Genomic DNA, 13,496 nt, shown 5'->3' on the forward strand with positions numbered 1-13,496 from the left:
GCAGCGACATGTCCGGAGGCCGGGATAAACCGAAGGTCACTCGCCCAGCGGTAAACCGACGCGATTCACCCATCTCGACCATGCTCCGGCGAATGGCCCCTTGAAGCGACAGGCTCGCAAATTGTCGTACAGGCCCGCCGGAAGGTGCTGACCTCGTCACCAATAGCGTCCTACGGGGGACACATGCGACGGCGGGAATTCGTCGGAAATCTCGGCGTCATTGGCGCTGCAGCCGCCTCGACATTATTTGGCCGAGGCTCAAGCGCGCAGTCTGTGCCAAAACGTCCGCTCATCGCGTGGGCAGGAGCCGCGCCTCCGGGCGTGAAGACGCCGCAATTCATAGTGGACTTGACGTTCGGCAGTTTTGTTAAAGGGCTCTTTGAGTTCGGTTACGAGCAAGGCCGTAACCTTGATATCATTCGGCGAACGGAAGTCTTCCGGGACCATGTACCATCCATTGAGGAGATGGTGGCTCTGCTCAAACCCGATATTATCGCTGCGCCTGCAACACTGGAAGCCGTCGCTGCCCGCAAGGCCACATCGACAATACCGATTGTCTGTGCCGCTCTTGCCGACGCGGTTCATCTTGGCTTGATTGCCAGCGAAGCCCGCCCGGGGGAAACGTAACGGGCATTGAGCCCTACATCGTCGGTTTGCCGACCAAACAAATCGAACTCGCGCGAGAAATCGTGCCGACGGCACGGCGCGTCGGCCTGCTTACCAACATGAACGATCCCAAGGGCCCGCCTCAAGTCGGGGATTTGAAGGCAGCTTGCGGGGCTTTGAGCCTCAGCGTGGTCGAAGCCGATGCCAGTACGGTAAAGGACATTCCGAATGCGCTCGCTGCGTTGGCGAGCGGAGAGGTCGATGTCGCCGTTGTCCTTCAGACCAACCTGTTGCTTAACATGAGCGAGCAGATCGGCGCCATTGCTCTTGAAAAGCAACTGCCAACTGTCTTCGGATATCGCGAGCACGTTATCCACGGCGGTCTCGTCAGCTACGGGGTAGATTTGCGCTGGTGCTATCGTCGCGCTGGCTACTTTGTAGATAAAATCCTTAGGGGTGTTCGACCGGGTGACCTGCCCATCGAATTTCCAGCCGAATTATGGTTGGCGGCCAATCTTAAGACGGCAAGGGCTCTCGGCGTGACCGTACCGGCAGGGCTTCTAGCGCGCGCCGACGAGGTGATCGAATAGATATCGCCGATATCCGAGGCTAGCCCATCCGAGAAGCAGCCCACCGCAACGTTGCTGTGCCCCGTTGGATTTGGTTGGACATCAGTCCGTGCGACGCACCTAAGGCTTGCCTACGTCGTGTAGGGCGCCGAAGCGGCCAGATCGTGCGGTTCAGCGAGCTGGTCGGAGTACTACCAACCAAAGGTGGACAGCCATCAGCTTTCAGGCAGAATGTCATCACCCCGTTGCCGCAGCCTCGCCACAGTGTGCGCCAGATCGGATGCGGTAATCAGTGGCACAACGATCAGCAGGCACGGCGGATGTACCCATGCCTGATGATCTTGAATGGCCCCGACGTGTAATCGTCGGGGCCATCGTTGTGACCGCCGTGACAAGGCTGGCGATATTTGCCGAACGCGCCGGCGTGGTCCATCCCCGGACCCGTTTCGGTGCGTCGAAAAAAGAAAGACCGCCCCAAGGCGGTCTTGCAGTCCAATGCGCCGGGCCAAAATAGTTTCGGGATCAAACTTTGTCCGGTCCGGGCTGATCGGAAGCTAACCACCATGCAGGGACGGGCCGCTCACAATTAAAATTTCAGTCCTGAAATGGAATGCACCTGCTCTTAGGAACCGCTCGTCCAAAGCGAGCTTTGTTGCTGCGTACGCAAGCCGAAGGGAGGCGCGGCGCTGTCGGCTCGATTATTCGGTGAAAAGTCAGACGATTGCGCTGTCATCGATTCACCGTCAAACACCGGACTATCACTCCTCAATTCAATCTGCGAAGTTGTGACAACACAAATGCGTTTGTAAGCAAACAAGCGCGAAGGGAGGTTCGCAGTGGAGGCAGTAGAGAAGGTACGACGCTTGCGTGCGATGAGTTCGCTGTGCCGTCAACAGGCCGCGTACAACAGCATGAACAAATGGAAGCTGCTCGCAGAAGCAGAATACTGGGATCACCTAGCCCATCTTGAGCTGTCTTCTTATTTCCAGCAATGCAACGCCATTAGCTCGAATGAGATTGAGCGGCCTCAAGCGATCACGAACACGAATGACGCTCAAAGGGAGACGATTTCCGCCGCGTGAGGACGGAACGAACGAGGCTGTCGCTTGCATGCCGTGCCACCGCACGCCTCACAGGGAGCCGCGGCCCCGACACGGATATTCTCGTCAAGCGTCGAGCTTTGAGGCTGGGCGATTACGTCGTCGTCCACGTCGTTTGCCCGCGGCGCGTTGCAACGAGAGTGCGCGACGCAACCCTCACTCGCGTGCGACCTGTTGCAGCGTGTTGAAGCGCGCCTTCTGCTCGCTGCTCAGCGTGGCATAGAACTCGTCGAGGGCAGGTTCAACCAGCTTGGCGGCCGTCAGCATGGCCTCGAGCCGGTGCTGCATCGCTTCCAGCCGTCCGACCGGCGTCAGCGGCACATCGTTCGGGCAGGCCGCCTGCAGGTCCGCAACGCCCTTCGCCGTCGCTTCGCTGAGGCGGTCGAGCGCTTCCTTCTGCTTGCCTGCGGGGTGGAGCACAGCCTCGATCCGTTGGATCGGGAACTGGGTGAGACCGGACTTCGGCTCGCCGCAGGTCTCGGCACTGGCTTCCTGCTGCTGCGAGCGCTCGCCGACATTGGGGCCGAGCGCGTTGAAGCGGGCCTGCTGCTCGTCGCTCAGCGAGTTGTAGAAATTTTCCAGTGCCGGTCGCACGATCTTGACAGCTTCCAGCGTCGCGCTGATGCGGTTCATCATCGTTTTCAACCGGCCGGGCGGCGTCAGCGCGTAAGTCTCCGCGCAGGAATCCTTGAATACATCGGCAGCTTTGGCCGCCGCGGTCTTCAACTCGTCGAGCAGCGCGCGTTGCTCCGGCGTCGGCCGCACCGCCTGCGCGATATCGGCAAGCGGCCAGGCGGTGACGCCCTTGTCCGGTGTGCCGCACAATTGCCGCAGCGTTTGCGGGCTCACGCTGGCGCGCTGGCGCGCGCGGTAGCCGCCGCCGGCTTGCGGATAGTCATACGGATTGGTGCTGGCATAAGCGGAATACGGGCTGTCACCACCCCAGAACACGGTATCGACGAAATCGTCATACGCGTACGCCCAATAGCCGGGCTCGTAGGCATAGGACCAGAACGTGTAGTCAAAAATGTCGGAATAGGCGTAGGGCCAGAACACCGGCCCGAGCCACGCCACGAACGCCGCGGGATGGCGGTGTCGCCAGGCCTGCCGGGGAGCCCAGCCGCTCTGACGGGCGACGAGGGCCGCTTGGGTTTGCGCAGTGGCCTGCTCGCGGAAGCGCGCGGCAAACCGCCCGCGTTCGGCAGCCTGCGCGGCGGCCGCAGCAGCTGGGGCACGTCCGGCCGGAGCCTGTAATCCAAGCCGCTGCTGGCGCGCCAGGTCACTTTGCTGCGCGCGCTGCTCGCGCTCGAGCAAGCGGTTCTGCGTCTGGAGCATCCGTTGCTGCTGGCGTTGCGCCCGCGCGCCTTCCAGCTTCTGCGACTGCAATTGCTGCACGCGCTGCTGCAGGCGATCGATGCGATTCTGGCGATCCGCCGTCTGGCGCGACAGCATCTCGCGCTGCCGCTGCTGCACCATCTGCTGGCGCTGCTGGATCTGCTGCTGAGGCTGTTGCGCACGCTGTTGGATCTGCTCCCGTCGCGACAGCCGCTCGCTCACGGCCGGCGGTGCGCCTGGACGCGAGGGGGCGGCGATATGCGGCGTCGGCCGCGGTACCATGGCCGGTCGTTGCGGCGCTGCCGGCGCCCGGTGGAATTCAGGCCGGGGCGACGCCACGTGCGGGGCAGGGCGCGGCGGCGCAGCGAAATGTGGGGTCGGGCGCGGCGGCGGTGAGGCGATGTGCGGCGCCGGATGCGGTGCCATGGCGGGGCGCTGCGGCATGGCAGGTGGATGGAATGCGGGGGCGGAGGGACGCGTCATGGCGGGCGGCGCGGCGGGCCGCGCCATGGCCGGTGGCGCCGCCGGACGGGCCATGGCAGGTGGTGCGGCTGGCCGAGCGGCCGGCGCTGCGGCCGGCCCCGGTGGTCCACCCCTTCCGTGTCCCTGGGCGGACGCGTTGACATTCGCCGCCAGCATCGAGACACCTACCAAAAAAGCCGTCAGGCAAACGCCACGCGGCAGCATGATCGCCGCTCCCAGCTCGAAATCGCCCACAAGCATCAACGCACAGGTGGCGGAATCGTTCGTTAATGGCCGCGGCCGGCATTGCGATCTTCCGACGCAGGCAGCCTCAAGAGAAATCCTGCGTCAGGCTCGTGGCGAACTGCTCCAGCGCCCAGTCGGCTTCGTCGCTGGTGATCACAAGCGGCGGCGCGATCCGGATCGTGTGCTCATGGGTATCCTTGGCGAGGATGCCTTTGCCCTGGAGCGCCTCGCAGTAGCGGCGAGCGCGGCCGGCCTCGGGATGCAGCTCGACCGCCAGCATCAAGCCGCGCCCGCGCACCTCGCGGATCGTGTTGGCACGGATGTCTTTCAAGCCTTCGAAAAAGCGCGCGCCCTGCCTGGCCGCGTTCTCGATCATGCCTTCCTCGACCAGCACGCGCATCGCCGCGCGCGCCACCGCACAGGCAAGCGGGTTGCCGCCGAACGTCGAACCGTGCTGCCCGGGTCTCAATGTACCGAGCACGTCGTTGTTCGAGAGCACGGCTGAGACCGGATAGAAGCCGCCGGACAAGGCCTTGCCGAGCAGCGTCACGTCCGCCTCGATACCCTCGTGCTGTTCGGCGAGCAGCTTGCCGGTGCGGCCGAGCCCGGTCTGGATCTCATCGAGCACCAGCATGACGTTGTTGGCCGTGCAGAGCTCCCGCACCTTGGTGAAATAGCCGGCCGGAGGAATGATGACACCGGCTTCGCCCTGGATCGGCTCCACCAGAAAGGCGACGGTGTTTTGCGTGATCGCTTCTTCCAGCGCCGCCGCGTCGCCGAACGGGATGATCTTGAAGCCCGGCGCGAACGGCCCAAAGTGGGTGCGGGTCTCAGGGTCGGTTGAAAAGCCGACGATGCCCAGCGTGCGCCCGTGGAAATTGTTGGCACAGACGATGATCTCGGCCTGGCCGTCCGGCACGCCTTTCACCTCATAGCCCCATTTGCGCACCGACTTGATCGCGCTTTCGACCGCCTCGGCGCCGCTGTTCATCGGCAGCACCTTGTGGGAGCCCGTCAGCGCCGCGATCTCTTCGTAGAACGGGGCGAGCTGGTCGTTGTGAAAGGCGCGCGAGGTGAGCGTCAGCCTGCGGGCCTGTTCCACCATCGCCGCCAGGATCTTGGGATGGCAGTGGCCCTGGTTGACTGCCGAATAGGCCGAGAGGCAATCGAGGTAGCGCTTGCCTTCGGTGTCCCACACCCAGACACCTTCGCCGCGCGACAGGACGACACCTATCGGCTCGTAATTGCGGGCGCCAAAGCGCGCTTCGGTCGCGAGGAAATCAATGACCGACGAATTCATCTTCGTCACTCCATTGCTGCGCCGGCATCGGCCGTTGGCGAGGCGTGCGATCCCGCCGATTTGCCTCCCCTTGTCAAATGGTTATGCGGATCCACAAGGCAATCGTCCGCCGACCATCCGCTACTGTGCATGGGGTTGTTTTCGACTTTTTTGTCGCCAAGCCTCAGCCGATCGAGCAGGGCACGCTCAAAAAGCCGCGGAATCGCACCCGTCCGCCGCGCACCGGCTGGCCGCTCACGGCATAGTTCGGGAAGCGCGCCAGGAAACGCGAGATCGCAATCGCGCCTTCGAGCCGCGCCAGCGCCATGCCGGCACATTGGTGCGCGCCGGTGGCGAAGGCGAGATGCCGGTTCGGCGTGCGCGCAGCGTCGAAGCTTTCGGGGTCCGGAAACTGCGCGGGATCGCGATTGGCCGCGCCGATGCACAGCGTGATCGAGGTGCCGGCGTCCAGCATGACGCCGCCGAGCTCAACCCGTTCAGTGGTCATGCGGTTGCCGAGCTGGTTCGAGCTCTCGTACCGCAGCACCTCTTCCACGGCGGTCTTGATCAGCTCGGGGCTGTCGATCAGCCGCTGCTTCTGATCCGGATTTCGGTGCAGAGCCTCAAGGCCGTTGCCGATCAGATTGGTGGTGGTCTCGTGTCCGGCATTGAGCAGGAAGATGCAGTTGTGCAGCAGCTCCTTCTCGGTCAGCCGCTCGCCGTTCTCCTCTCCCTGGATCAGGCGCGTCAGCACGTCGCGCTCGGGGTTGCCGGGCTTTTGGCGGCGGCGCGCGACCAGCGTCGAGAGATAGGCGAGGAAGTCTTCCACTGCCTTGTTGCCGCGCGTGGCCGCTTCGCTCGACACCACCGGCTCGAGCGCTCCCAGGATCGCCAGCGACCAGTCACGCAGCGGCGCGCGCTGATCATGGGGCACGTCGAGCAGATTGCCGATCACCTCGATGGGAATCGAAGCGGCGAAGTCCTCGATCAGTTCGCAGCGGCCCTTGGCGGCGATGGCATCGAGCAGACCATCGATCAGCTTGATCAGGTCGCCCTCCATGCCGGCGATCGCACGCGGCGACAGCGCGCCCATGATCAGGCGCCGCACCCGTGTATGCGCGGGCGGATCGTTGAAGACGAGGCTCGTGGTGTGGTGCTCGTAGAGCGGGGTGTCACCGTATTTCGGCGCGAACTCGCGTTTCTTGTCCGAGCTGAACGACTTCGTGTTCTTGTAGGTGGCGACGAGATCGTCGTACCGGGTCAGGAACACGGTGCCGTTCGGCAGGCGCTTGACCGGCTCATTCTCCCGCAGTGCACGATAAGTCGGGTAGGGGTTGTCGTAGAATTGCGGCGTCAGCTTCTCAAGGTCGAAGCTTGCCGCCAACTCCTTCGCATCTGCATTCATCCCGTTATACCCGCCGGTTAAACCCGATATGCCGCTTTTGTGGTTCGATCGAGGCGTGCGTCCGTCTACAGTCATGCCGTGATTTGTAGCCGACGGACAGGAAAATGCACGCCCGCGCTGACGCAGCCGACACGGCCCCGAACTGGCCCGACGACATTTTCGCGACATTGCAACGCTACGACGTCCGGCAGGTGCCATACGTGCCCGATGCCGGCCATTCGACGCTGATCCAGCGGGTGCTGGCATCGTCCACGATGCGCGGCATTCCGCTGACGACTGAGGAGGAGGGCGTGGCGCTCCTGGCCGGCGCCTGGACCGGCGGCCAGCGCGGCGTGCTGCTGATGCAGTCGAGCGGGGTCGGCAATTGCATCAACATGCTGTCGCTGATCCCGATCCTGCGCTTTCCGTTCCTCACCCTCGTGACCATGCGCGGCGAGTGGGGCGAGTTCAATCCGTGGCAGGTGCCGATGGGATCGACCACGCAGGGCGTGTTCGAGCTCTCCGGCATCAAGGTGCTGCGCGCCTCCAATGCGGCCGAGGTGCCCGCGGTGTTAGAGGCGGCCGCAGCGCAGGCCTATAACGCGCTGACACCAACGGCCGTCCTGCTGTCGCAGCGCCTGATCGGCGCCAAGGTTTTCACCAAATGAGCAAGGCCAATCTCCTCGACCGCCGTCAGGTGGTCTCGACTCTGCTGGCTGACCGCAAGGATATCGTCGCGATCGGCGGCTTAGGTGCCTCCACCAACGACATCACCGCCGCCGGCGACCATCCGCGCAACTTCTATCTCTGGGGGGGCATGGGCGGCGCGGCGATGATCGGGCTCGGGCTCGCACTGGCGCTGCCAAAGCTGCCGGTGCTGGTCATCACCGGCGACGGCGAGATGCTGATGGGCATGGGCAGCCTCGCCACGATCGGCCTGCAGAAGCCACCCAACCTGTCGATCGTCGTGCTCGACAACGAGTGCTACGGCGAGACCGGCGGCCAGACCAGCCACACTTCAGCGGCGGCCGATCTCGTCGGCGTCGCCAGGGCCTGCGGCATCGCGGACGCCTGCGCGATCTCGACCATGGCGGAGGTTGAGAGCTTCGCCGCAGCCGTCCACGAGGCGTCGGCGGGACCGAAATTTGCCAATGTGAAGATCGCCAACGCCAATTTGGAGCGGATTTTGCCAAGCCGGGACGGGACTTACATCCTCAACCGGATCCGCGGTGAGCTCGGCTTCCAGCCGATTTAGAACCAATAGATACCTTTATTAGAACCAATAGATACCTTTAGGAGATTTCCTTGTAGGTTGCATCGCACCATTTAGCTTGACTTTTGCGTGGGTGAGTGCTTACTCACTCGCATGAGTTCACTGCGAATGACGGGCGACCTGAGGCGTCAATTGATCCTCGGCGCCGCAAAGCGCTGCTTTGCCCGACACGGCTATACCGGCACCACGACCAAGAGCGTGGCGGCCGCCGCTGCCATTTCCGAGGCGCTGCTGTTCAAGCATTTCCCGTCCAAAGCGGCGCTCTACGCTGAAATTCTCAGCGATGAGTGCGAGGCCGATCCGGCGCTGATGGAGTTGCTGGAACGGGAGCCCTCGACCGTCACCTTGGTCGAGCTGATCCGCGGCATGGTCCAGCATTTCCTTCATATCGCCGACGGCCCCGATCAGGAAGAGGCCCAGCGCCTGCGATTGATGGCTACGAGCCATCTGGATGATGGCGAGTTCGCGCGTTTGCTATATGCAAAGGTCGAAATGCTGATCGGCGCGGTCTTCGTCGCTTCGCTCGAGCGCGCGGTCGCCGCCGGCGACGCTCGGCCGTGCATCGGCGAGCCGCTCAATCTGTTCTGGTTTGCGCATCATTCGGTGATGACGGCTGCGCTGACCAGGCTGCCGGCCACGCCTTGCCTCGACTACGGCAAGGCGAACGATCTGGAGCGCCAGCTCTGTGAGTTTCTCCTGAGGGGTATCGGACTTAACGACGCCGCAATTGCTTCGCATCTGGACCGCGCTTTGGCGCCGGGTGTGGGCAAGAAGGCGATTGCAGAAAGTGCATGACATGAACATCGTAACCGAACACAAGATTTCGGGCGAACCGATCGACAAGGCTCCCAAGCGTCCGGTTCGACCGGTGCTGTGGTTCATCATCGTGGGCACGCTCCTGAGCGTGCTCGTCGGTGGTCTCGTCTGGTTCAATTATTTCCGCGGCCAGATGATCAAGCAGTTCTTCGCCAACAACAAGCCGCCGCCGGTCGCGGTCAGCGCGGCCGAGGCGAAGTCGGAGGTCATACCGAACCTGCTCACCGCGGTCGGCGGTCTCGCCGCCGTGCACCAGGTCGACGTCAGCGCCGACGTCAACGGCCGCGTCACCGAGATCAAGTTCGAGCCGGGCACGCATGTCGAGGCCGGCACGCCGCTGGTGCAGTTGTTCGACACGCCGGAGCAGGGCGATCTCGCCAACTTCAAGGCACAGGCAACCGTCGCACAGCTGTCGCTCGACCGCGCCAAGCAGCTGGCCTCGCGCCAGTTCGGTCCGCAGGCGACCGTCGACCAGGCGCAGGCGGCCTATGACCAGGCGCAGGCCGGCATCGCTAAGACTGAGGCGCTGATCTCGCAGAAGCTGGTGCGCGCACCGTTCTCCGGCGATCTCGGCGTCCGCAAGGTCGAGGTCGGACAGTATCTGACGGCCGGTACGGCCATCGTATCGCTGACCGACCTGTCGGAGCTGTGGGCGAACTTCACGGTGACGGAAAAGGACTCGGGCAACCTCAAGGTCGGCCAATCGGTTCGGCTGAGGGTCGACGCCTATCCGGGCCGCACGTTCGACGCCAAGATCACCACGATCGAGCCGCAGATTTCGGCCGACACCCGCAACATCCGCGTGCAGGCCACCGTCGCTAATCCGGAGAAGATCCTGAAGCCGGGCATGTTCGTGACCACCACGGTGGTGCTGCCGGATAAGCCGGCCGTGATCACCGTGCCGGAGACGGCGGTCGACTACACGCTGTACGGCGACTCAGTGTTCGTGATCACCGAGAAGAAGGAAGAAGACGGCAAGACCAGCCTGAGCGCGGTGCGCACCTTCGTGCAGACCGGTAGCCGAGTCGAGGGTCGCGTTGAAATCCTCAAAGGTGTGAAGCCGGGCGACAAGGTCGTCGCCGTCGGCCAGCTCAAGCTGCAGTCGGGCGCGCCGGTGTCGATTTCCACCGACCCGGCCCCGCAGATCCCGGCGCAACCGCCGCGCTACTAACCATACAATTGCGTGATCCGGCCCGGCCGGATCACGCTTCTTGAGACATAGAAATCGAGATCGCCGCGATGGCCCTTACCGATATTTTCATCAAGCGTCCGGTCCTGTCGGTCGTCGTCAGCCTGCTGATCCTGCTGATCGGCTTGCGCGCTGCGATGGTGCTGCCGATCCGGCAATATCCCAAGCTTTCTAACACGGTCATCAACATCACGACTGTCTATCCCGGCGCGTCGGCCGACCTGATCCAGGGCTTCATCACCACGCCGATCGAGCAGGCGGTCGCTTCCGCCGAGGGCGTCGACTACATCACCTCGTCCTCGGTGCTCGGCACCTCGACGATCCAGGTCTACATCAAGCTGAACTTCGATCCGAACCAGGCACTCACCGAGGTTCTGGCCAAGACGAACTCGGTCAAATATCTGATCCCGAAGGAATCCAACGACCCGATCGTCACCAAGACCACGGGGCAGACCACGGCCGTGATGTATCTCGGCTTCTCCTCGGAGGAGCTGTCGGGCTCGGCGATCTCCGACTATCTGACGCGCGTGGTGCAGCCGGTGCTGTCGACCGTCGACGGCGTCGCCTCGGCCGACATCCTCGGCGGCCAGACCTTTGCGATGCGGCTGTGGCTCGACCCAGCGAAGATGGCGGGCCGCAACGTGTCCCCGGCTGACGTCTCGGCCGCGATCGCCGCCAACAACTTCCAGTCCGCCGCGGGCCAGACCAAGGGCTACCTCATCGTCTCGAACATCTCGACGAACACGGGTCTCACCGACGTCAACCAGTTCAAGAAGATGATCGTCAAGGCCAAGGACGGCGGCTTCGTGCGGATGGAGGACATCGCCACCGTCGAGCTTGCCGCCCAAAGCACGGATGCGAGCGTTGCCTTCAACGGCGAGCACGCGATCTTTATCGGCGTGCAGGCGACGCCGCAGGGCAACCCGCTGACGCTGGTCAAGGGCGTGCGCGCGCTGTTCCCCGAGCTCGAGCGCAATTTGCCGCCGTCGATGAAGATGAAGGTCGCCTACGATTCGACCAAATTCATCCAATCGTCGATCGACGAGGTGGAGAAGACGCTGGGCGAGGCCGTGATCATCGTGATCGTGGTGATCTTCCTGTTCCTGGCGTCGTTCCGTTCGGTCATCATTCCCGTCGTCACCATCCCGCTGTCGATGATCGGCGTCTGCACGCTGATGCTGGCGCTGGGCTTCAGCTTCAACCTGCTGACCCTGCTCGCCATGGTGCTCGCGATCGGTCTCGTCGTCGATGACGCCATCGTCGTGGTGGAGAACATCCATCGGCATCTGGAAGAGGGCAAGACGCCGGTACAGGCGTCGCTGCAGGGCGCGCGCGAAATCGTCGGTCCCGTCATCTCGATGACGATCACGCTCGCCGCCGTGTACGCGCCGATCGGCTTCCTCGGCGGCCTCACCGGCTCGCTGTTCCGCGAATTCGCCTTCACGCTCGCGGGCTCGGTGATCGTGTCCGGGGTGATCGCGCTGACGCTGTCGCCGATGATGTGCTCGGTGCTTTTGAAGAACACCGAGGAGAGCCGGTTCGCAAAGCTGGTCAACAAGGTGTTCGGCGCCATGACGCGGTGGTACGGCCGCAGGCTCGATCGCTCGCTCGACTACAAGGCCATCACCGGCCTGTTCGCGGTGACGATCCTCGGGCTGGTCGGCTTCCTCTATATGCACACCTCGAAGGAGCTGGCGCCGGAGGAAGACCAGGGCATCGTGTTCGCGGTGACCAAAGCGCCGAAATACGCCAACATCGACTATGTCGATTTCTATGGCGAAAAGCTCGACGAGAAATTCCAGAAGTTTCCCGAGACCGATCTGCGCTTCGTGCTGAACGGCATCAACGGCCCGCAGGGCGGCATCGCCGGCATGCTGCTGAAGCCGTGGGAGGAGCGCAAGCGTTCGTCGATCCAGTTGAAGCCGCTGGTGCAGGCCGAGCTCTCCAAGATCGAGGGCGTGCAGGCCTTTGCGTTCAACCTGCCGCCGCTGCCGGGCGGACCGGGTGGCCTGCCCGTGCAGATGGTGATCAACTCCACCGCGGGATTCCAGACGGTGTATGAGCAGATGGAGAAGCTGAAGGACGCCGCGCGCAAGAGCGGCATGTTCATCGTCTCCGACAGCGATCTCGCCTACAATCAGCCGACAGTGACGGTGAAGGTCGACCGCACCAAGGCTCAGGATCTCGGTATCAACATGCAGAACGTCGGCAGCGCGCTCGCGGTGCTGCTCGGCGGCAACTACGTCAACCGCTTCAACCTCGAGGGCCGCTCCTACCAGGTGATTCCGCAGGTGCCGCGCGGCAAGCGGCTTTCGCCGGATTCGCTGGGTGGCTATTATGTGACAACCAACACCGGTCAGCAGCTTCCGCTGTCGACGGTGGTGTCGATTGATACCAGGACCGACCCGAACTCGCTGACGCACTACAATCAGCTCAATTCGGCGACCTTCTCGGCGGTGCCGATGCCCGGCGTGACCGTCGGCGCGGCGGTCGACTTCCTCGAAGGCGAGGCCAAGAAGCTGCCGCAAGGCTTCAGCCACGACTATCTCGCTGACAGCAGGCAGTATGTTCAGGAAGGCAATCAGCTCGCGGTCACCTTCGGCTTCGCGCTGGTGATCATCTTCCTGGTGCTGGCGGCGCAGTTCGAAAGCTTGCGCGATCCGCTCGTGATCATGATTTCGGTGCCGATGGCGATCGTCGGCGCCCTGATCCCGCTGTTCTTCGGCATGGCGACGATGAACATCTACACCCAGGTCGGTCTGCTGACCCTGGTCGGCCTGATTACCAAGCACGGCATCCTGATGGTGGAGTTCGCCAACGAGCTCCAGGTCAACGAACGGCTCGACCGCCGCTCGGCCATCGAGATGTCCGCGCGCATCCGCCTGCGGCCGATCCTGATGACCACGGCGGCGATGGTGACGGGCCTGATCCCGCTCCTGACCGCGACCGGTGCGGGCGCAGCCAGTCGCTTCTCGATCGGCCTCGTGGTCGTCGCCGGCATGTCGATCGGCACGCTGTTCACGCTGTTCGTGCTGCCCGCGGTCTACGTGGTGCTGGCGACCGACCATCGCGCGGTTGCCGATTCCGAGCGGAACAAGCAGGTCGCCGATCTCGACCTCGGCTCCAAGGCGCTGCGGCCAACCTGAAGCCTTGAGGCACCTGAATAAGAGGGCGGCAGCGGTCAATCCGTTGCCGCCCCCTTTCTTTTGGCCCCGGGCACCGGCCATGATCCCGCGC

At 63.5% G+C, this 13,496-nt stretch carries 9 protein-coding genes and 1 pseudogene; 7 read left to right on the plus strand and 3 right to left on the minus strand.

Annotation, left to right across the window (positions count from 1 at the left end; all coding sequences use genetic code 11):
• The first annotated feature begins 183 nt into the window (after positions 1–183).
• Positions 184–1,196 (plus strand): annotated as a pseudogene (locus IVA82_RS00265) (ABC transporter substrate-binding protein).
• Positions 1,197–2,011: 815 nt separating this feature from the next.
• The gene (locus tag IVA82_RS00270; protein ID WP_247389431.1) at positions 2,012–2,257 is read left to right on the plus strand and encodes a hypothetical protein; all 246 of its coding nucleotides are present in this window, start codon (positions 2,012–2,014) and stop codon (positions 2,255–2,257) included.
• Positions 2,258–2,431: 174 nt separating this feature from the next.
• Here the strand turns inward: IVA82_RS00270 and IVA82_RS00275 are convergent, their stop codons facing one another.
• From IVA82_RS00275 to IVA82_RS00285, 3 genes are all read right to left on the minus strand, one after another.
• Positions 2,432–3,892 carry a Spy/CpxP family protein refolding chaperone gene (locus IVA82_RS00275; RefSeq protein WP_247389430.1) on the minus strand — a complete coding sequence of 487 codons (1,461 nt, stop codon included), beginning with the start codon at positions 3,890–3,892 and terminating at the stop codon, positions 2,432–2,434.
• Positions 3,893–4,403: 511 nt separating this feature from the next.
• Positions 4,404–5,618, minus strand: a complete 1,215-nt coding sequence (gene rocD, locus IVA82_RS00280) for an ornithine--oxo-acid transaminase (RefSeq protein WP_247389429.1) — start codon at positions 5,616–5,618, stop codon at positions 4,404–4,406.
• Between the two features lie 163 nt (positions 5,619–5,781).
• On the minus strand, positions 5,782–7,002 hold the full coding sequence (locus IVA82_RS00285; protein ID WP_247389428.1) for a cytochrome P450: 1,221 nt from the start codon (positions 7,000–7,002) through the stop codon (positions 5,782–5,784).
• 104 nt (positions 7,003–7,106) lie between these two features.
• Here IVA82_RS00285 and IVA82_RS00290 point away from each other — a divergent pair, with 104 nt between their 5' ends.
• The 5 genes from IVA82_RS00290 to IVA82_RS00310 all read left to right on the plus strand — a co-directional run bounded on the left by IVA82_RS00290 (position 7,107) and on the right by IVA82_RS00310 (position 13,405).
• Positions 7,107–7,649, plus strand: coding sequence for a phosphonopyruvate decarboxylase (locus IVA82_RS00290; protein WP_148737380.1), 543 nt, complete (start codon positions 7,107–7,109; stop codon positions 7,647–7,649).
• Positions 7,646–8,236, plus strand: coding sequence for a thiamine pyrophosphate-dependent enzyme (locus IVA82_RS00295; RefSeq protein WP_247389427.1), 591 nt, complete (start codon positions 7,646–7,648; stop codon positions 8,234–8,236). Before IVA82_RS00290 ends, IVA82_RS00295 begins: the two co-directional genes overlap by 4 nt.
• Before the next feature lie 111 nt (positions 8,237–8,347).
• Positions 8,348–9,049, plus strand: a complete 702-nt coding sequence (locus tag IVA82_RS00300) for a TetR/AcrR family transcriptional regulator (RefSeq protein ID WP_247389426.1) — start codon at positions 8,348–8,350, stop codon at positions 9,047–9,049.
• A gap of 1 nt (position 9,050) precedes the next feature.
• A complete protein-coding gene (locus IVA82_RS00305) occupies positions 9,051–10,241 on the plus strand; it encodes an efflux RND transporter periplasmic adaptor subunit (RefSeq protein WP_247389425.1) in 1,191 nt (396 codons plus the stop codon).
• Between the two features lie 68 nt (positions 10,242–10,309).
• A complete protein-coding gene (locus IVA82_RS00310) occupies positions 10,310–13,405 on the plus strand; it encodes a MexW/MexI family multidrug efflux RND transporter permease subunit (RefSeq protein WP_247389424.1) in 3,096 nt (1,031 codons plus the stop codon).
• Positions 13,406–13,496 lie beyond the last annotated feature (91 nt).

Origin of the sequence: Bradyrhizobium sp. 142 (assembly GCF_023074015.1) — a bacterium.
Taxonomy (GTDB): Bacteria; Pseudomonadota; Alphaproteobacteria; order Rhizobiales; family Xanthobacteraceae; genus Bradyrhizobium.